Annotated in this window: 18 protein-coding genes; 4 read left to right on the forward strand and 14 right to left on the reverse strand. The window is 68.3% G+C overall.

Annotation, left to right across the window (positions count from 1 at the left end):
• Positions 1-467: 467 nt before the first annotated feature.
• From lysS to hpt, 14 genes are all read right to left on the reverse strand, one after another.
• Entirely contained in the window at positions 468-2,027 is a 1,560-nt protein-coding gene (lysS, locus tag ACWDUA_RS22875; RefSeq protein ID WP_449753312.1) for a lysine--tRNA ligase, read from the reverse strand.
• Between the two features lie 116 nt (positions 2,028-2,143).
• Positions 2,144-2,587, reverse strand: coding sequence for a rhodanese-like domain-containing protein (locus ACWDUA_RS22880; protein WP_449753313.1), 444 nt, complete (start codon positions 2,585-2,587; stop codon positions 2,144-2,146).
• A gap of 167 nt (positions 2,588-2,754) precedes the next feature.
• Positions 2,755-3,561 (reverse strand): type III pantothenate kinase, encoded by an 807-nt coding sequence (locus tag ACWDUA_RS22885; protein WP_449753314.1) that lies wholly within the window; start codon positions 3,559-3,561, stop codon positions 2,755-2,757.
• 37 nt (positions 3,562-3,598) lie between these two features.
• A complete protein-coding gene (gene panD / locus ACWDUA_RS22890; protein ID WP_449753315.1) occupies positions 3,599-4,033 on the reverse strand; it encodes an aspartate 1-decarboxylase in 435 nt (144 codons plus the stop codon).
• A 91-nt stretch (positions 4,034-4,124) separates the two neighbouring features.
• Entirely contained in the window at positions 4,125-5,042 is a 918-nt protein-coding gene (panC, locus tag ACWDUA_RS22895; RefSeq protein ID WP_449753316.1) for a pantoate--beta-alanine ligase, read from the reverse strand.
• A complete protein-coding gene (locus ACWDUA_RS22900) occupies positions 5,039-6,049 on the reverse strand; it encodes a Rossmann-like and DUF2520 domain-containing protein (RefSeq protein WP_449753317.1) in 1,011 nt (336 codons plus the stop codon). Before ACWDUA_RS22900 ends, panC begins: the two co-directional genes overlap by 4 nt.
• A 222-nt stretch (positions 6,050-6,271) precedes the next feature.
• Entirely contained in the window at positions 6,272-7,411 is a 1,140-nt protein-coding gene (locus ACWDUA_RS22905; RefSeq protein WP_449753318.1) for a DUF6779 domain-containing protein, read from the reverse strand.
• A gap of 112 nt (positions 7,412-7,523) precedes the next feature.
• Complete coding sequence (locus ACWDUA_RS22910; protein ID WP_449753319.1) at positions 7,524-8,066, reverse strand: DUF3180 domain-containing protein; 543 nt, start codon at positions 8,064-8,066, stop codon at positions 7,524-7,526.
• Positions 8,066-8,599 (reverse strand): 2-amino-4-hydroxy-6-hydroxymethyldihydropteridine diphosphokinase, encoded by a 534-nt coding sequence (folK, locus tag ACWDUA_RS22915; protein ID WP_449753320.1) that lies wholly within the window; start codon positions 8,597-8,599, stop codon positions 8,066-8,068. Before folK ends, ACWDUA_RS22910 begins: the two co-directional genes overlap by 1 nt.
• Positions 8,596-8,967: a dihydroneopterin aldolase gene (folB, locus tag ACWDUA_RS22920; RefSeq protein WP_449753321.1), complete on the reverse strand. Its 372-nt coding sequence runs from the start codon at positions 8,965-8,967 to the stop codon at positions 8,596-8,598. The genes folK and folB overlap by 4 nt, the downstream gene beginning before the upstream one ends.
• Entirely contained in the window at positions 8,964-9,863 is a 900-nt protein-coding gene (folP, locus tag ACWDUA_RS22925; RefSeq protein ID WP_449753342.1) for a dihydropteroate synthase, read from the reverse strand. The genes folB and folP overlap by 4 nt, the downstream gene beginning before the upstream one ends.
• A gap of 32 nt (positions 9,864-9,895) precedes the next feature.
• Positions 9,896-10,543, reverse strand: a complete 648-nt coding sequence (folE, locus tag ACWDUA_RS22930; protein ID WP_449753322.1) for a GTP cyclohydrolase I FolE — start codon at positions 10,541-10,543, stop codon at positions 9,896-9,898.
• 11 nt (positions 10,544-10,554) lie between these two features.
• Complete coding sequence (ftsH, locus tag ACWDUA_RS22935) at positions 10,555-12,909, reverse strand: ATP-dependent zinc metalloprotease FtsH (RefSeq protein ID WP_449753323.1); 2,355 nt, start codon at positions 12,907-12,909, stop codon at positions 10,555-10,557.
• A 116-nt stretch (positions 12,910-13,025) separates the two neighbouring features.
• Positions 13,026-13,592: a hypoxanthine phosphoribosyltransferase gene (gene hpt / locus ACWDUA_RS22940; RefSeq protein ID WP_449753324.1), complete on the reverse strand. Its 567-nt coding sequence runs from the start codon at positions 13,590-13,592 to the stop codon at positions 13,026-13,028.
• Between the two features lie 401 nt (positions 13,593-13,993).
• On the opposite strand from hpt, the gene ACWDUA_RS22945 reads away from it, so the two are divergent.
• From ACWDUA_RS22945 to ACWDUA_RS22960, 4 genes are all read left to right on the forward strand, one after another.
• Positions 13,994-14,653, forward strand: coding sequence for a glycine zipper family protein (locus ACWDUA_RS22945; RefSeq protein ID WP_449753325.1), 660 nt, complete (start codon positions 13,994-13,996; stop codon positions 14,651-14,653).
• A gap of 226 nt (positions 14,654-14,879) precedes the next feature.
• Positions 14,880-15,677: an enoyl-CoA hydratase/isomerase family protein gene (locus tag ACWDUA_RS22950; protein ID WP_449753326.1), complete on the forward strand. Its 798-nt coding sequence runs from the start codon at positions 14,880-14,882 to the stop codon at positions 15,675-15,677.
• Positions 15,674-16,723, forward strand: coding sequence for a 3-hydroxyacyl-CoA dehydrogenase family protein (locus ACWDUA_RS22955; protein WP_449753327.1), 1,050 nt, complete (start codon positions 15,674-15,676; stop codon positions 16,721-16,723). The genes ACWDUA_RS22950 and ACWDUA_RS22955 overlap by 4 nt, the downstream gene beginning before the upstream one ends.
• A complete protein-coding gene (locus ACWDUA_RS22960; RefSeq protein WP_449753328.1) occupies positions 16,723-17,874 on the forward strand; it encodes an acyl-CoA dehydrogenase family protein in 1,152 nt (383 codons plus the stop codon). The genes ACWDUA_RS22955 and ACWDUA_RS22960 overlap by 1 nt, the downstream gene beginning before the upstream one ends.
• Positions 17,875-18,423: the final 549 nt, after the last annotated feature.

Below are 18,423 nucleotides of genomic sequence, written 5' to 3' on the forward strand. Positions count from 1 at the left end.
ACATCATCGAGTCACCAGGCCTCGACACGGGTCCTCGCCCTCCGGGCTCGGTCCCGGCTCGACCACCAAAGAACGGTGGTTGAGCCGACAAGGAGCCCAGCGACGAGACGTGTCGAAGCCTCCGCCGGCCAACCTCCAGTGGCGAGCACCTCCGAAGTGGTAGCCGACATCATCGAGTCACCAGGCCTCGACACGGGTCCTCGCCCTCCGGGCTCGGTCCCGGCTCGACCACCAAAGAACGGTGGTTGAGCCGACAAGGAGCGCAGCGACGAGACGTGTCGAAATCTCCGCCGGCCAACCTCGAGTGGTGACCACCTCAGAAGTGGGTGCGTTCCAGCAGCAACTCACAGAGGTTTCGACAGACGGCCGGCCTCGCCAGCGCGACGACGACCTGCTCAACCACCGTGCAGGGTGCCGATATTGCCGATCGAGCCGACGAGGAGGTCCAACACTCGACCCGGGGAGATCTAGCCTCGCGGCATCGGCTTGACCAGCGGGAACAGGATGGTCTCGCGGATGCCGAGGCCGGTCAGGGCCATCAGCAGGCGGTCGATGCCCATACCGGTTCCGGTGGTCGGCGGCATGCCGTACTCCATCGCGGTGAGGAACTCCTCGTCGAGAACCATCGCCTCGTCGTCGCCCGCGGCGGCCAGGCGGGCCTGGTCGACGAAGCGCTCACGCTGGATGACCGGGTCGACCAACTCGGAGTAGCCGGTGGCCAGCTCGAAGCCGCGGACGTAGAGGTCCCACTTCTCCACCACGCCGGTCACGGTGCGGTGCGCGCGCACCAGTGGCGAGGTCTCGACGGGGAAGTCCCGCACGAACACCGGCTGGGCCAGCGTCTGGCCGACCATGTGCTCCCACAGCTCCTCGACGAGCTTGCCGTGGCCGTAGCCCTTGTCCTTGGGGATCTCCAGGCCGACGCGGGCAGCGATCGCCAGGAGCTCTGCGACCGTCGTCTCGTCCGCATTGCCGGCCGGGACGATCTCCTCGCCGAGCGCCTCCGACAGCGACGGGTACATCTCCAGGGAGGTCCACTCGCCGGACAGGTCGTACAGCGAACCGTCGGGCATGGTGGGGGTCAGGGTGCCGATGGCGCTCTGCGAAACCTGTTGCACGAGTTCACGGATCATCACCGCGGAGTCGTCGTAGGTGCCGTAGGCCTGGTAGGTCTCCAGCATCGCGAACTCGGGCGAGTGGGTGGAGTCGGCACCCTCGTTGCGGAAGTTGCGGTTGATCTCGAAGACCTTCTCGATACCACCGACGACGCAGCGCTTGAGAAACAGTTCCGGTGCGATCCGCAGGAACAGGTCGATGTCGAAGGCATTGGAGTGGGTGCTGAACGGACGTGCCGCGGCGCCGCCGTGCAGGGTCTGCAGCATCGGGGTCTCGACCTCGAGGAAGTCGCGTTCACCGAGCGCCTTGCGCAGTTCGGCCATCACCGCGATGCGGGTGCGGGCGATACTGCGGGCCTCGGGCCGCATGATGAGGTCGACATAGCGCTGGCGGACGCGCGTCTCCTCGTTCATCTCCTTATGGGCCACCGGAAGCGGTCGCAGCGCCTTGGACGCCATTTCCCAGGTGTCGGCCATCACCGACAGCTCACCGGTGCGGGAGCTGATCACCTGGCCGTGCACGTAGACGATGTCGCCGAGGTCGACGTCGGACTTCCAGCGGGCCAGCGACTCCTCGCCCACCCCGTTGAAGCTGATCATCGCCTGCAGCTGGGTGCCGTCACCCTCCTGAAGGGTGGCGAAACACAACTTGCCCTTGTTGCGGAGGAAGATGATGCGACCGGCGACGCCGACCTGGTCACCGGTCTCGGTGCCGGCCTCGAGGTCGGGGTACTGTGCGCGGATCTCGGCGAGGCTGTGGGTACGGGGAATGGAGACGGGATAGGCCTCCCGGCCCTCGGTGAGGATGCGTTCCCGCTTCTCCTGGCGAATCCGCAGCTGCTCGGGGGTCTGGTCGTCGTCCGACGACGGTGCAGCGGTCACGGGTGCCTGGGAAGTCTGGGCGTCACTCACTCACGTGAGAGTATTCGCTGTCCGCGGTGTACTCCAAGTTGCACCCCGGATCGACAACCTGCGGTGCCGCACCGGTCACGGTCACCTGGCTTCCACGGATGTCGCCGGGACGCGCGTCAGTGCGCCGAGTAGACGGCGAGCTCGGCGTCGTCGATGCGGCCGTTGATGCCGGCGCGACGCAGTCGCTGGTAACCGCCGACGACGAACACCGCGCTGGTGACCCCGATGGCCTGCAGGTGCCAGGCAAGCCATTCGGCCTCGTGACCGTCGTCGGAGATCAGGACCCAGCGGGCATCGGCGGTGGCCGTACGCAGTGAGGTCGGCGAGGCAGGATCGAGCAGATCGAGGGCTTCGGCGGCGTCGACGGCGAGCGCACCGAACAGCGCACCGTCGGTCTGACGCTTGTGGTGGGCCCGCAGATCCACCGCGGTGGCGCCCGCGGCAACCGCGGCACGATAGTCGGTCACCTGGATCGACAGCGGGGCGCCGGGCGCGGGAGCCGAGACAGGAGCCTGGATGGGGGTGGAGACGGGTGCGAGAACCTGGACCGATGCGGTCATGGAGGAAACCTCGTAGGTGATCGAAATGAGCGGGAGGGTCGACAAAGGGCCGCCGCGACAGACGCGGGCTCAGCCCTGACAACACTCCTGACAGCTCTTGATCACGGCAGACAGTCTGCCACATCTCGGCGCTCTCGGCCACCCCTGCGTCGGGCAGCCGCCGATCGCTAGCGGCCGCGTCCCCGACCCTGCTGCTTGGAACGCTCGTGCACCAACCGCAGACCCTCGAGGGTCAGATACGTGTGATGAGCGGTGAGAGAACGACATTCGTCGAACATCAGCGGGGCAAGGAAACCGGTGGCGACCACCGCCACATCGTCGCCGTCAAATCCGGGCACCGTGTCCCTGACCCGCTCGACGAGTCCGTCGACCTGTCCGGCAAATCCGAACAGGATGCCCGACTGCAAGGCCTCCACGGTGTTCTTGCCGAGCACACTGCGTGGAGGCATCAGCTCAACGCGCCGGACGGTGACGGTGTGTTCGCTCAGCGCCTCGACGGCGAGGTTCACACCCGGTGCGATCGCACCGCCGAGGAACTCACCCTTCACCGAGACGGCGTCGACGACGGTGGCCGTCCCGAATGCCACCACGATCGCCGGACCACCGTAGACATGGTGGGCGGCAAGGCTGTTCGCGACCCGGTCGGTGCCGACCTCCTTCGGGTTGTCCACCAGCAGCGGCACCCCGGTCCGCACGCCCGGTTCGAGCAGGACGTGCGGACCGGAACCGAAGTAGCGCGGCACCATGACGCGCAGTTCCCGCAGCAGCGACGGCACCGTGGAGAGGGCGGCGACCCCCGTCACCTGCTCGATGTCGGTTCCGAGGAGCCCGCGGAACAGCAACGCGAGTTCGTCGGCCGTCAGGTTCGGGTCGGTGTGGATACGCCAGTCCCGCACCAGGGTCGCGTGGTCGCCGGTGCCCGCGAACACACCGAGGTGGATGTTGGTGTTGCCGACGTCGACGGTGAGGAGCATGGCGCAATGATGCCAGTCGGGTGGGCTCTACCCGATGTCAGACCGTTGCGCCGGTGAGGGTGTCGTTGTGACGCGGATCGAGCAGACCCGAGCCCTCCGGGGCGTGGGCCGGGTCGGCACCGGACTCGAGGACCCGGTTGTCGGCGTCGACGAACACCACGTTCGGGGAGTAGTTGCGCACTTCCTCCTCGTTCAGGACACCGTAGGCGATGAGGATCACGAGATCGCCGGGGTGCACGAGATGTGCTGCAGCCCCGTTGATCCCGATCACGCCGCTGCCACGCTCGCCGGCGATGGCGTACGTCTCGAGGCGGGCGCCGTTGGTGATGTCGACGATGCTGACCTGCTCACCCTCGAGGAGGTTCGCGGCGTCGAGCAGATCGGCGTCGATCGTGACCGACCCGACGTAGTGCAGGTCGGCCTGGGTGACGGTGGCACGATGGATCTTCGAGGTCATCATGGTGCGAAACATTGTGTTCCCCTCGGTTTCGGGTGGTGGGAATGGATCATCTGTGGGCTGCAGAGATCGTGGGGCGGGCGGGTTCCGACGTCAGATTCCGCCGTCAGGTTCCGGCGTCGCGTTCTTCGAGGCTGAGGCCGATGGCCACCCCGACGTTGTCGATCAGGCGGGCGGAGCCGAGTCGGGCGGCCACCAACAGGCGGCCATATCCCTTCTCCGGAGGCTCCTCCAGTGAACGCCCCCGCAGCGCGAGATAGTCCAACTCGATCTCGGGGGCTGCCGCCAGGACGGCATGGGCGGTGGCGAGGATGGCGTCGGCGCCGCCCGGGGCGGCGTAGGCACCGGCGGTCAGGGCCGCCGACAGGGTGGTGGCCAGGGCACGCTGTTCGGGGTCGAGATAGCGGTTGCGCGAACTCATCGCGAGACCGTCGGCCTCCCGGACGGTCGGTACACCGACGATCTCGACGTCCATGTTGAGGTCGGCCACCATCTGACCGATCAGCACCAGCTGCTGATAGTCCTTCTCCCCGAAGTACGCCGCATGCGGTGCCGCGATGGCGAGCAGTTTGTTGACGACGGTGAGCATCCCGGCGAAATGTCCTGGGCGCGAGGCACCGTCGAGGATCTCGCCGGCCGGACCGGGATGGATGACGGTGCGCGGGCCGTCCGGGTACATGTGGGACTCGGTGGGCGCGAACACCAGCTCCACGCCCAGCGGGGCGAGCAGCGCGATGTCGGCGTCGAGGGTCCGCGGGTAGGCGTCGAGGTCCTCACCGGCACCGAACTGCAGCGGGTTGACGAAGATCGACACGATCACCACCGCGTCACCCTTGGCCTTGGCGGCGCGCACCAGCTGCAGATGGCCCGCGTGGAGGGCGCCCATGGTCGGCACCAGCACCACCCGCTTGCCGGTGCGGCGCAGTGCGGTGCTCACCCGGTGCAGGGTCGCCGGATCGCGGTGCACAGTCACCGTACCCGGGGTGAAGAGGTTGTCCTCCGTGGCGATCACATGGCCGGTCATCGGGACTCCAGAACGTCGAAAACGGTGTGCGGCGCATTGGACTGGTGGGCCGCGCGCCGGGCCATGGTGCGATAGGCCTCGGCGAGTGAATCGGGGGCGGTGCCGCCGGGCAGGGCGCGCAGCGCATCGAGATGAGCGGCGACCGCAGCGGCATCACCGCGGGCCACCGGGCCGGTCAGGGCGTCCCGGCCCAGATCGAGAACGTTTCGCAGGGAAGCGGTCACCAGCGGCCCCAGAATACGCTCGGCCAGGCGGACCGGATCGCCGTCCACGGTCGCGGCCCGGGCATTGCCCTCCGTGCCGCCGATCGCCGCCTCGAGCGCGGACACCGCATCGGTGACCAGGGCGATCAGGTGATTGGCGCCGTGGGCCAGCGCCGCGTGATAGAGCGTGCGGTCGGCCTCGGCGATGCGGACCGGCTCGCCACCCATCTCGAGGACGAGAGCCGAGGCGATGGCCTCCCCCACCTCGTCGGCGGCGGTGATCCCGAAACACGCCTGGGCCAGGCGTGCGACGTCGTCGGCGCTACCGACGAAGGTCATCGCCGGGTGGATGGCGAGGGGCAGCGCACCGAGCGCGGTGAGCGGGGCCAGCACGCCGACGCCGTGGGCGCCGGCGGTGTGCACCACCAGCGTGCGGGGTCGCAGTGCGCCGGAGTCGGCGATCCGTGCGACCACGTCGACGAGCTCGCTGTCGGGGACGGCGATGACCAGCAGTTCGGCACGGGCGACGACGTCGGCAAGGCCGAGGACGACCGATTCGGGAAGTCGCGTGGCGGCACGACGGCGCGACTGCGGCGACCGGGCGACGACGGCCCCGACAACGTGACCGACGCGCTCGAGAGCCTCGCCGAGTGCGGTGCCGACCCGTCCGGCGGACACGATCCCGACGGTCAGGCGGGCGGGGGTGGGCAGATTGGTGATACCGGGGATGGCGGCCGATCGGCCGGACCCTGATGCGGATACAACGGCACGCGCCACGTGGGCGTCGTCATTCGATGAGGTCACCGCTGTCCTCCGGGTCGTTCCAGTCCTGTGGGGCTGCCGAGAAGTCCCGGAGCGGTTCCGCGGGACGCCGACGGCGCAGGTACCAGACGTTGCAGGCCAAGGTTAGGCGTTCGGGAGCAGCCGGAGCCAATCGTGTGACAGGCATCACCGGCAGACGGGAGAACTCCCGCGGTCATCCGGTCCGGACGTCCACGGGAGTTCCCTGCGACGGTGTGTGGCGGGTCAGTCGCGCCGGCGACGACGCCCACCGGTGCGGTCGGCCTCCCGCAACTGCTTGAGCAGTTCGGCGACGGGCAGCCCGTTCGAATGGGCGGCGTCGGGGTCGTCCTCCGGGGTCTCTGCCGATGCCTCGGTGACGATCACGCCCGGCGCATCCGCATCACGGCGGCGTCGGCGACCGCCGGCGTCGGTGGTACCGGACTCCTCCTGCGGCACCTCGGGTGCCTCGGCGTCGGCTGCGCCCTCGTGCCGACCGTGGATCACCGGGAACGGCTGCGACGGCGGCCATTCGTCGGTGGGGGTGTCGTCGGCGGTCGCGTCCACGACGGGCAGGTCGGCAGACCCGGTGTCGGTCCGCTGCTCCTCGACGACGGTCGCGTCCTCGGTGTCATCGGCCGAGACATAGGGCGCATACGACGGGTACGACGGTTCCTCGCCCGACAGCGCGACCTCGGTGGCGATCCGTCCGGACAGCGGGTCGTCGGTGACCACCGGGATCACCTCGGTCATCTCGTTAGGGTCGACGTGACCCTGCAAGTGCCGGCCGTCGTCGGCGGTCGGGGCGGTCGCCGCGAAATCCCGCGCGGCCAGCAGGTCGTCGTCGTGCACACCGAATCCCTCGGGCGTCCCGAAGCGTTCCGGTTCCAGACCACTGCCGCCGATACCCGACGCGAGTTCACGGAGCTTCTCGTTCGGCAGGGCCACCTGATCGTCGGGCAGCGCCTCGCCGAGGAGTCGTTCCAGACTCGACCGCAGCGAGATCACCTGTTCCTTGAGGGCGATGAGTTCGGCACCGGACTCGGCGGCCACCTCCTTGCGGATGGTGGCCTCCACATCGAGTTCGTACTGTCGGCGGGCCGCGATCTCACGTTCGAGTTGCAGTTCGTACACCAGACGCAGGTCGCGACTCTTGGCCTCCGCGGACTCCGCCTGCTTGCGGAACCGGGTCACCAGGATCGCGCCGATCACCGCAGCCCACAACGCCGCGATGACGGCGAGCGAGCCGGCCACCGACAGCGAGTCGGTGAAGATCATGAGCACACTGGCCGCGAGCGCCAGGACGATCAACAGCCCGAGCAGCCATTGACCGACCGGGCGGCCGGAGCGGCGGGCGTCCGAGGAACGGCCGGATGAGGTCGTCATATCGACCCAACTTACCCGGTGGCCTCACCGATGCCGCACAAGCCCGGCGGAGAGTCACGATTCGTCGGTGGCCTCGATCACCCGGGTGGGGGTTACCGCTCGGTCAGTCCACTCAGGCCGGTCCGGGATGACCGTTCGAGGCCCCGTCGACCGAGTTCTCGGTCGGATCGTCGGGGGTCCGGCAGCAGAATTCCAGCCACAGCGCGGCCGCCGTCAAGACCACGCCACCGATCAGACCGATGACGGCGGCCGGGGTGTCGTGCTCGGCGGCGGTCACCCCGTGCCGGGTCAGCAGGAAGACCAGCAGCCCGGCCCACAGGCCGGTGGCGATCGCACCGAGGATCGACGACGCCTTCGCCAGGGCGACGACCCGGGCTGCGGTGAGGGGATGCAACTGGCCGCGAGCGCGGCCGACCTGGCGTCCCTCCACCCGGGCGCGGACGACGAACCCGGTGACCGCCTCGATGACGGCCAGGATGTAGAGCACGATCCCGGCCAGGGTCGGCAGCGGCGGCAGACTCGAGTAGTTGTAGCGCACCAGAATCCACGCGGTGATCCCGACGATCACCACGATGACGGCCAGGTCGAACGGCTTCGTCGGCCCCAGCCCGTGCTGTTCGTCGCCGTCCTGCGGGTTGCGACGCGGAGTGCTCATCACACGGCCCCGGACGGGATGTCGGTCGGCGCGTCGAGCCGACCGGCCGGACGCACACCCTCGCGGTCGGCGGACGGCAGTGCCGCGATCAGATCGTCCACGCGCTGCGGCCCGGACGGGGTCCACAGCATCGCGTCGGGATCGATCTCCAGCCACGGGACCAGGACGAATGCACGTTGCGCCGCGCGCGGATGCGGGAGGATCAGCACCGGATCGTCGCTGCGCACCGGGCCGGCGTCGTCGACGGTGATCACGTCGACGTCGAGGGTCCGCGGCCCCCATCGCACATCCCGCGTGCGATGTGCCGCCTGTTCGAGTTCGGCGCCACGCCGCAACCACTCCCGCGGAGTGCGGCTCCCCTCGACGATGAGGGTGATGTTGAGGAAGTCGTCCTGCTCGACGCCACCCCACGGAGCGGTGGCAAAGACCTGCGAGACGTCGACGAGCTCGTCGGCGAATCCATCCACCACCGAGCGCAGCGCTCCGCGCGCATCGCCCACGTTGGCCCCCGCAGAGAGCACCGCGCGACTCATCGTGGGGTCTTCCGGGAGCGGCGGGTCACCACCGCGACGTCGTCGAAGGCCAGCGGGATCGGCGCCGACGGTTTGTGGACCACCACCTCGCAGGCGGTGATCCGCTCGTCGGCCATCACCGTGTCGGCGACCTCGGCACCCACCGTCTCGATCAGGTTGCGCGGCGTTCCGGCGACGATGTCGTGCGCCTGTTGTGCCAGCGCCCCGTAGTCGACGGTGTCGGAGAGGTCGTCGGAGGCCGCTGCGGTCCGCAGGTCCAGCCACAGCGTGATGTCGACGATGAAGACCTGGCCGTCGGCCCGTTCGTGGTCGAAGACGCCGTGGTTACCGCGAACCCGCAGTCCCCGCAACTCGATCCGATCGGTCACCGACCCACCTCCGCCTGTCTCGACACGACTGTCCTGTCCGGGGCACCCGCACGCCGTACCGCCCCACGGCTCCGCCCGCCATCGCGCCAGGCCTGTGCCACCCGCACCGCGTCACGACTCGACGCGACGTCGTGGACCCGCACACCCCAGGCGCCACCGGCCGCCGACAACGTGCTGATCGCCGCGGTGGCGGCCTCACGCCCGGCGGGCGGGCGGGCGGTCCCGTCGACGGCGAGCAACGATCCGAGGAAACGCTTGCGTGACGCCCCGATGAGCACCGGGAAACCCAGCCCGACGAAGGTCGGCAGCGCATGCAGCAGTGCCCAGTTGTGGTCGGCGGTCTTGGCGAACCCCAGGCCCGGATCGAGGACGATGTTCTCCGGGGCGACGCCCGCGCTGACCGCGGCGTCGACCTGCCCCAGCAACTCCCGGGTCACCTCGGCCACCACGTCGTGATAGCCGCCGCGATCGTCGACCCGGTGGGTGAAACGTCGACCGGCGTCGGCGTCGGTCTGCGCGGGCCGCCAGTGCATCAGCACCCATGGCAGCCCGGCGTCGGCCATCACCTTCGCCATGTCGGGATCGGCGCGCCCGCCCGAGACGTCGTTGACGATCGTGGCCCCGGCCTCGATCGCGGCGGCCGCCACCGACGCGCGCATGGTGTCCACCGAGATCACCGCACCGGCATCGACCAGCGCCGAGATCACCGGAGTCACCCGCTGGGCCTCGATCGACGGGTCGACGCGGATCGCACCGGGCCGGGTCGACTCGCCACCCACATCGATCAGGTCGGCCCCGTCGGCGAGCAGTTCGATCCCGTGCGCGATGGCGGCGCCCGTGTCGAGGAAGCGCCCCCCGTCGGAGAACGAATCGGCGGTCACGTTGACCACACCCATCACCAGGGTGCGGTCCGCGCTGGGTAGTCGGTTCACCGGGTGATGAGGTCCAGTGCCTCGCCGCGGGAGACCGCGCTGGTCTTGAACAGTCCGCGCACCGCCGACGTGGTGGTGCTGGCGCCGGGCTTACGGATACCGCGCATCGCCATACACAGGTGCTCGGCCTCGATCACCACGATCACCCCGCGCGGATCGAGTCGGCGCACCAGTGCGTCGGCGATCTGACTGGTCAGGCGCTCCTGCACCTGCGGTCGCTTGGCGTACAGATCCACCAGGCGCGCCAGCTTCGACAGGCCGGTGACCTGCCCGCTCACCCCGGGGATGTATCCCACATGGGCCACTCCGTGGAAGGAGACGAGGTGGTGCTCGCAGGTGGAGTACATCGGGATGTCCTTGACCAGGACCAACTCGTCGTGATCCTCGTCGAACGTGGTCGCGAGCACCTCGTCCGGGTCGGTGTAGAGACCGGCGAACATCTCGCGATAGGCGTTGGCGACGCGGGTCGGGGTACGCACCAGACCTTCGCGGTCGGGGTCCTCCCCGACCGCGAGGAGCAGCTCTCGCACGGCCGCCTCGGCACGCTGTTGATCGAAGGCGTGCCGCTCCCCTGCGGCTGCGGCACCCTTCGACGTCGACGAGGAATCCACCCGAACCTCGTGACCGTTACTGCTGATCGTCATCGATCGACCCTTCAGGCGCCGTTACCGTTCGCGCCGTTGCCGTTCGGCCCGTAACCGCCGGGGCCCTGACCGGGATGGCCGTACTCGCCACCCCCGTGACCGTTCGTTCCGTGCTGGGGAGTCCCGTTCTGAGGAGTCGGTTGCTGGGGAGTCCCGTGCTGGGGTCCGCCCGGTTCCTGCCCGCGGGGCGGCCAGCCCGGCGCCGACCAGTCACGCGGGGCACCGTAGTCGGGCCACGTCCCCGGCTGGCCGGGGGCGCCCGGGGTCGGCTGCGCGGGATACGGCTGGGGCTGGGCCGGATACCCGCCCGGCGCGGCCTGCGGCGGATAGACCGGCGCACCGGGGGCTGGGGCGCCCGGGTAGGGCGCCGGTACGGCCGCGGTGCCCGCGCCGATCGGCTCGGCGACCTTCTCCGGAGTCGGCGGCGGCCACGGCTCGCCACGCTCCATCGCCAGCTCACCCGGGGTCTTCACCGGCGGCTTGTCGCTCGGGGTGCGATCCCCGAAGTCGTTGAACGCGGTGATCCGCGGTCGCTTCTCGACCTGGGTGAAGATCTTCTCCAGATCCTTGCGGGTCAGCGTCTCCTTCTCGAGGAGCTGGCTGGCGAGCACGTCGAGGGTGTCGCGGTACTCCGACAGGATCGCCCACGCCTCGGTGTGCGCGGCCTCGATGAGGCGGCGCACCTCCTCGTCGATCTCGCCGGCGACCCCGGCCGAGTAGTCACTCTGGGTGCCCATCGAGCGACCCAGGAAGGGATCACCCTGTTCCTGCCCGTAGCGAACCGCACCGAGGCGGGCACTCATGCCGTACTCGGTGACCATCGCGCGGGCGATCTTGGTGGCCTGATCGATATCCGATGACGCACCGGTCGTCGGTTCGTGGAAGACCAGCTCCTCGGCCGCACGTCCGCCCATCGCCATCACCAGACGCGCGATCATCTCCGAGCGCGTCATCAGTTCCTTGTCCTGCTCGGGCACGGCGAGCGCATGCCCACCGGTGCGCCCACGCGCCAGGATGGTGACCTTGTAGATGGGGTCGAGATCCGGCATCGCCCAGGCGGCGAGGGTGTGTCCGCCCTCGTGGTAGGCGACGACCTTCTTCTCGTGCTCGCTGATGATCCGGCTCTTGCGGCGCGGTCCGCCGATCACACGGTCGACGGCCTCCTCGAGCATCGGTGCGGTGATCGACGACGCGTTCTCACGCGCGGCCAGCAGGGCCGACTCGTTGACCACGTTGGCCAGGTCGGCACCGGACATGCCGGGGGTGCGCTTGGCCAGTCCGTCGAGGTCGGCGTCGGGATCGATCGGTTTGCCCTTGGCGTGCACCTTGAGGATCGCACGACGACCGGCGATGTCGGGATTGCCGACCGGGATCTGGCGGTCGAATCGACCGGGACGCAGCAGCGCCGGGTCCAGGATGTCGGGGCGGTTGGTGGCCGCGATCAGGATGATGCCCGACCGGTCGCCGAAGCCGTCCATCTCGACCAGCAACTGGTTCAGCGTCTGCTCACGCTCGTCGTGTCCGCCGCCGAGGCCTGCGCCTCGCTGGCGACCGACGGCGTCGATCTCGTCGACGAAGATGATGCACGGGCTGTTGTTCTTGGCCTGCTCGAACAGGTCACGCACGCGGGACGCACCGACACCGACGAACATCTCGACGAAGTCCGAGCCGGAGATGGTGAAGAACGGCACCCCGGCCTCGCCGGCGACGGCACGCGCGAGCAGCGTCTTACCGGTGCCGGGCGGGCCGTAGAGCAGCACACCCTTGGGGATCTTGGCGCCGAGCGCCTGATACCGCGCGGGGTTCTGCAGGAAGTCCTTGATCTCGTAGAGTTCCTCGACCGCCTCGTCCGCACCGGCGACGTCGGCGAAGGTCGTCTTGGGCATGTCCTTGCTGAGCTGTTTGGCCCGGGACTTGCCGAAGCCCATCACGCCGCCGCGGCCACCGCCCTGCATTCGGCTCATCACGAAGAAGAACAACCCGAACAGGATCAGCATCGGCAGGATGAAGATCAACAGCTGCCAGATCACCGACTGTTCGTTGACGTTGGTCTGGTAGGGCGCGCCGGTGGCCTTGACGTCGTTGAAGATCTCTTCACTCGCCGCCGACGGGTAGCGGGTGCTGATCTTGGTGGCCTCTTTGTTGTCACCCACCTTGACCGGCGTGTTGGTCTCGATCCGCAGTTGCTGCTCGCGGTCGTCGATCTGGATGGACTTGGTGTTCTTGACGTTGAGCTGCGTCAACGCGACCGACGTGTCCACGGCGGTGTAGTCGCGATCGCCGTCGCGCCACACGCTCCAGCCCCAGAAGGCCAGCACGATGACCGCCACGATGGCGAGATTGCGGAAGACTGTCTTGCGGTTCATGCGTGTAGGTGCAGGGCCGGCGCCACCGCCGTTCCCATTGTCCTTCCCATCGACTTATTGACAAAGGCTACCGGTCAACGAAGGAGGAGGGAAAACTGTTCCTTCCAGCCCCGACGCTACTGGTACACCGAGGGGCGGAGGCGGCCGATGAACGGAAGATCGCGGTAGCGTTCGGCGTAGTCGAGTCCGTACCCGACGACGAAGTCGTTGGGTATGTCGAACCCGACATCTGCGACGTCGACCGAGGCCCGCACGGCGTCGGGCTTGCGCAGCAGGGTGCACACCTCGAGCGACCGCGGCGAGCGGGTGGCGAGGTTCTTCAGCAGCCATGACAGGGTCAGTCCCGAGTCGATGATGTCCTCGACGATCAGCACGTCACGACCGGCGATGTCGCGGTCGAGGTCCTTGAGGATGCGCACGACCCCCGACGACGATGTGGACGAGCCGTAGCTCGACACCGCCATGAACTCCATCTGAGAAGGAATGGGCAGCGCACGGGCGAAGTCGGTCATGAACATGATCGCGCCCTTGAGGACGCCGATCAGCACCAGATCCTCGTCGATGTCCTGGTACCGGGCGGCCACCGACTCGGCCAGCTCGGCGGTCCGGGCCCTGATCTGTTCCTCACTGATCAGGACCGCTTCGATGTCGTCGCCATAGTGATGTTCGATCTCGTTCGCCACGTGTCCAGCTTGTCATGCCGTCACGATTCCCCGGCACGGACCGGGCGACCCGAATCCCGCTCGGGGTCCTCCACGTGATGTACACCACCCTCACCCAGTCGGCCATGGGCGTCACAGTCGAATAACAGAACTCACCACGCGCCTCATCCACCGCATTCTCTGCCGACCGCCGACGATATCGGCGAAGAATCCTGACCCGGATGAAGAACCGATCGCCCATCGGCGTGAACAGGCGTTCCCATCACTGTTGCCGACAACACGATCGCGCCGAACATCCGCGGTCCCGACACCCGGCCGGGGTCGATCACCGACACCCCGGCAACAGGACGACCATGACCCCACCGTTCCCGGCGACATCGGTCGCACCCCGCCGAGTGGTTCACCGAATCCAGGTCATCACAATGCTTTTCGTCGGAATCTCGCTTGTGATCCCGCTTTCTGACGCCGGGCGGGCACAGGCCGGGTCCCCACCCGATCCGGTCGGTTGGACGGTCTCGAGAACCGGTGCGCAGGTAACCGTCGAGCTCACCCACGGAGCATTCCGGCAGACCGGGAATTCACTGTCCCTCCTCGACGATTCCGGGACGGCCGTCGCCCGACTCCCGTTGACCTACCGCCTGGAATACGGCGAGTTCCCGATCGCTGTGTCGATATCGGGTGATTCGGCCACCCTGACGCCGTCACGGAATCCCGCCCGAGCCCGGGCGCTGGACCCGACGCAGGTCGATGCCGTCCGCTGGGCCGCCAAGAAGCAGTCCAGCCCGCCGCGGACCAGACAGGAACGCGACGACCAGGCGCTGGCGCGGTTCAACCAACAGCTGATGGCCGGGATGACCGTCTCGACCATCGTCGGCATCGTGCTCGGCGTCGTGATCGGCGCGATCGTGGGTTGTATCCCCGGACTCGCCCTCGCCGGGGTCGGCTGTATCCCCGGACTCGCCCTGGGCGCGACCGTCGGCAGCATCGTCGGCACCGTTCTCGGTGGTGGCGGCAGCCTCATCGTCGCCGCGTGGCAGTACTTCCAGACCATCAACTCGCCGTTCGTCCCACCGCCCCGCTGATCGACCGCTTCGTTCATCCCGCTTCACCCATCCCACCTCGCCGACCCCGCCCCGCCCCTCCCGCGGGCCCGCCCGGCCGGGCCACCCCGTCGGCCGGGTTGCACCGTCGGCCGCGTCCAGTTCCCCTCCTCGGGACGGCTTCGTCCCGTCGTGGACCTTGACAGCCCGTCTTGTTGAATCTACGTTCACTGGTGTTGAACATTCCTTCACACGCTTCGGAGGCGCGATGACCATCACCGCGACAACCCACTCCCTCGAGACCCTCCGGGTCGACGTGACCGACGGCATCGCCGTCGTGACCATCGATCGACCAGAGGTCCGCAACGCCATCAACGCGCAGGTCCAGGCCGACCTGCGCACCGTCCTCGACGACGTCCGTACCGATGACGCGGCCGGAGCGGTGATCCTCACCGGCTCCGGGGAGAAGGCCTTTGCCGCGGGCGCCGACATCGGTCAGCTCCGCAACTACTCCCTGCACACCGGCCTGGCGTCGACGATGCAGCGGCTCTACGACGAGGTCGAGGCCTTCGAGAAGCCCACCATCGCCGCGGTCAACGGCTACGCCCTCGGTGGCGGATGCGAGCTGGCGATGGCCTGTGACATCCGAATCGCTTCCACCGCAGCCCGATTCGGCCTCCCCGAGACCACCCTGTCGGTACTTCCGGGCGCCGGCGGCACCCAGCGGATGGCACGCCTGATCGGCGTCGGGCGGGCCATCGACCTCATCCTCACCGGTCGCATGCTCACCGCCGACGAGGCACTGGCCACCGGTCTGATCACCCAGATCGCCGCCACCGACGACCTCCTGTCCGATGCCCGCGACCTCGCCCGCACCATCTTGCGCAAGGGCCCTCTCGCGGTCCGGCTCGCCAAGCTGGTGATCCGCTCCGGGATGGACGCCGATCAGCGCACCGGCCAGGTGGTCGAGCGCCTCGCCCAGGCACTGCTCTACACCACCGACGACAAGCGTGAGGGCGCCGAGTCGTTCCTGGCCAAGCGCACCCCGGAATGGACCGGACGATGAAGGTCGATACAACAGGGACGATCGATACGACAGGGACGATCGATACGGCCGGCAACACCGATACGACCGGCAACACCGATACGACCGGCAACACCGATACGACCGGCAACACCGATACGACCGGCAACACCGATACGACCGGCAACACCGATACGACGGGGAGCACCGGGCCGACGATGCGGGTCCTGGTCGCCGGGGCCGGTGCGATGGGGTCCCAGATCGCCATGGTCACCGCACTCGCCGGTCACGCCGTCACGCTCTACGACCTCGATCCGGCGATGCTCGAGAGTTCTGTCGCCGCCCTGCGCGGTCGGATGGCCTCGCAGGTCACCAAGGGCCGGCGGACCGCCGGCGACGTCGATGCCGCACTCGCCCGTCTCACCACCACCACAACGCTCGCCGGTGACGTCGACCTCGTGATCGAGGCGATCGTCGAGAAGCTCGAGATCAAGCGGCAGTTCTTCGCCGATGTCGACGCCCTGTGCGGCCCCGGGACCATCCTGGCCAGCAATTCCTCGAGTTTCGTGCCGTCGGCGATGGCGACGGCCACCCGCCGCCCCGACCGATTCGTCAATCTGCACTTCTTCAACCCGGCGCTCGTCATGCGCTGCGTGGAGGTGGTGCGCGGACCGCAGACCAGCGACGAGACCACCGCGACCGCCGTCGCCTTCGTCGAACAGATCGGCAAGCTGCCGGTGGTCCTCGACAAGGAGATTCCCGGTTTCGTGGCCAACCGCCTCCTGAACGCGGTGCGCGACGAGGCGCTGGCCCTCTACGAGGGCGGGTACGCCGGCATCGAGGCCATCGACACCGCCGCACGCACGGCGCTCGGCTATCCGATGGGTCCGTTCGAGCTGATGGACCTCACCGGCATCGACATCGGCTATCACACCAAGATGGGCCGCTTCGCCGAGACCGGCGATCCGGCCGATGCCCCGTCGGCCACCGTGTCCACGCTGGTCGAGCGCGGCGACCTGGGCCGAAAGACCGGCCGCGGGTTCTACCTCTACGACGACACCGGAGCGCGTGTCGGAAAGGCGATCTGATGGATCTCACCCTCACCGAGGAACAGGTGGCATTCCGCACGCTGGCACGCGACTTCCTGGACAAGGAGGTCGTACCGCACCGCGTGGAGTGGGATCGGCGTGAATCCGTCGACACCGCAGTGATTCCCAAGCTCGGCGAACTCGGCTTCTTCGGGCTGACCATCCCCGAGGAGTACGGCGGCCTGGGCGGCGACTACGTCACCTACTGCATCGGCATGGAGGAACTCGGCCGCGCCGACTCCTCCGTCCGCGGCATCGTGTCGGTGTCGATGGGTCTGTTCGGCAAGGTCGTGCTCTCCCACGGCACGGAGGAACAGAAACAACGGTGGCTGCCGGGTATCGCCAACGGCACCCTGCTCGGGTGTTTCGGCCTCACCGAACCCGACAACGGTTCGGACCCGTCGAACCTCACCACGCGGGCGGTGCGCGACGGATCGGACTGGGTGATCAGCGGCTCCAAGATCTTCATCACCAACGGCACCTGGGCGGATGTGTGCGTGGTGTTCGCCCGCACCGGCGGCCCGGGCGCCAAGGGGATCTCGGCCTTCCTGGTCCCCACCGATTCCCCGGGTTTCGGCCGCACCGAGATCCACGGCAAGCTGGGGCTGCGCGGCCAGGCGACCGCCGAACTCCACTTCGACGGTGTCCGGGTGCCCGCCGATGCGATGCTCGGTGACGAGGGACAGGGCTTCTCGATCGCCATGCACTCTCTCGACAAGGGACGCGTGTCGGTGGGTGCGGGGTGCACCGGCATCATCGCGGGCTGCCTGGACGCCCTGGTGTCCTACACGACCGAGCGCCGCCAGTTCGGACGTCCGATCGCATCGTTCCAGATGATCCAGGACATGATCGCCGAGGTGTCGGTGGACGCAGACTGCGCCCGTCTCCTCACCTGGCGTGCCGCCGACCTGATCGAGCGGGGCGAGCCGTTCGGCACCGAGGCGTCGAAAGCCAAGCTGTTCGCCTCCGAGAAGGCCGTCAAGGCAGCCAATCTCGCGATCCAGGCATTCGGCGGATACGGCTACGTGGACGAGTACCCGGTACAGAAGTACATGCGCGACGCCCGCGTGATGACCCTGTACGAGGGCACCAGCCAAATCCAGAAGCTGCTGATCGGCCGCGCCGAGACCGGCATCTCCGCGTTCCTCTGAGGGTGGAGACCGCGGGCGGCCTTCCAGAACCGTTCCTCGCGACGAGGCGTGTCGACACCTCCACCAGCCGACGTCGACAACCCGACCACCCCCGACACCGGCAACAGAGGTTTCGACACGGGTCCTCGCGAAGCTCGGTCCCGGCTCAACCACCAACGCCCAGTTGATGGTTGAGCCGACGAGGAGCGCAGCGACGAGGCGTGTCGAAACCTCCACCAGCCGACGTCGACAACCCAACCACCCCCGACACCGGCTACGAACATCCTCGGCCCACCAGGTTTCGACACGGGTCCTCGCGAAGCTCGGTCCCGGCTCAACCACCACAGGATGTCCCGGTTGTGGCTCAACCACCACAGGATGGCCCAGTTGTGGCTCAACCACCAACGCCCAGTTGATGATTGAGCCGACGAGGAGCGCAGCGACAAGACGCGTCGAAACCTCCACCAGCCGACCTCGACAACCCAACCACCCCCGACACCGGCTACGAACATCCTCGGCCCACCAGGTTTCGACACGGGTCCTCGCGAAGCTCGGTCCCGGCTCAACCAC

It is taken from the genome of Gordonia sp. NPDC003376 (genome assembly GCF_053589235.1).

Bases quoted from the DNA above. Each gene is read 5' to 3' on its own strand.
- ACWDUA_RS22955 (WP_449753327.1), top strand. From the start codon at position 15,674: ATGAAGGTCGATACAACAGGGACGATCGATACGACAGGGACGATCGAT.
- folP (WP_449753342.1), bottom strand. From the start codon at position 9,863: ATGGGTGTGGTCAACGTGACCGCCGATTCGTTCTCCGACGGGGGGCGC.
- ACWDUA_RS22960 (WP_449753328.1), top strand. From the start codon at position 16,723: ATGGATCTCACCCTCACCGAGGAACAGGTGGCATTCCGCACGCTGGCA.
- ACWDUA_RS22905 (WP_449753318.1), bottom strand. From the start codon at position 7,411: ATGACGACCTCATCCGGCCGTTCCTCGGACGCCCGCCGCTCCGGCCGC.
- panD (WP_449753315.1), bottom strand. From the start codon at position 4,033: ATGTTTCGCACCATGATGACCTCGAAGATCCATCGTGCCACCGTCACC.
- ACWDUA_RS22945 (WP_449753325.1), top strand. From the start codon at position 13,994: ATGCTTTTCGTCGGAATCTCGCTTGTGATCCCGCTTTCTGACGCCGGG.
- ACWDUA_RS22885 (WP_449753314.1), bottom strand. From the start codon at position 3,561: ATGCTCCTCACCGTCGACGTCGGCAACACCAACATCCACCTCGGTGTG.
- folK (WP_449753320.1), bottom strand. From the start codon at position 8,599: ATGAGTCGCGCGGTGCTCTCTGCGGGGGCCAACGTGGGCGATGCGCGC.
- ACWDUA_RS22880 (WP_449753313.1), bottom strand. From the start codon at position 2,587: ATGACCGCATCGGTCCAGGTTCTCGCACCCGTCTCCACCCCCATCCAG.
- ACWDUA_RS22910 (WP_449753319.1), bottom strand. From the start codon at position 8,066: ATGAGCACTCCGCGTCGCAACCCGCAGGACGGCGACGAACAGCACGGG.
- panC (WP_449753316.1), bottom strand. From the start codon at position 5,042: ATGACCGGCCATGTGATCGCCACGGAGGACAACCTCTTCACCCCGGGT.
- folE (WP_449753322.1), bottom strand. From the start codon at position 10,543: ATGACGATCAGCAGTAACGGTCACGAGGTTCGGGTGGATTCCTCGTCG.
- ftsH (WP_449753323.1), bottom strand. From the start codon at position 12,909: ATGAACCGCAAGACAGTCTTCCGCAATCTCGCCATCGTGGCGGTCATC.
- ACWDUA_RS22950 (WP_449753326.1), top strand. From the start codon at position 14,880: ATGACCATCACCGCGACAACCCACTCCCTCGAGACCCTCCGGGTCGAC.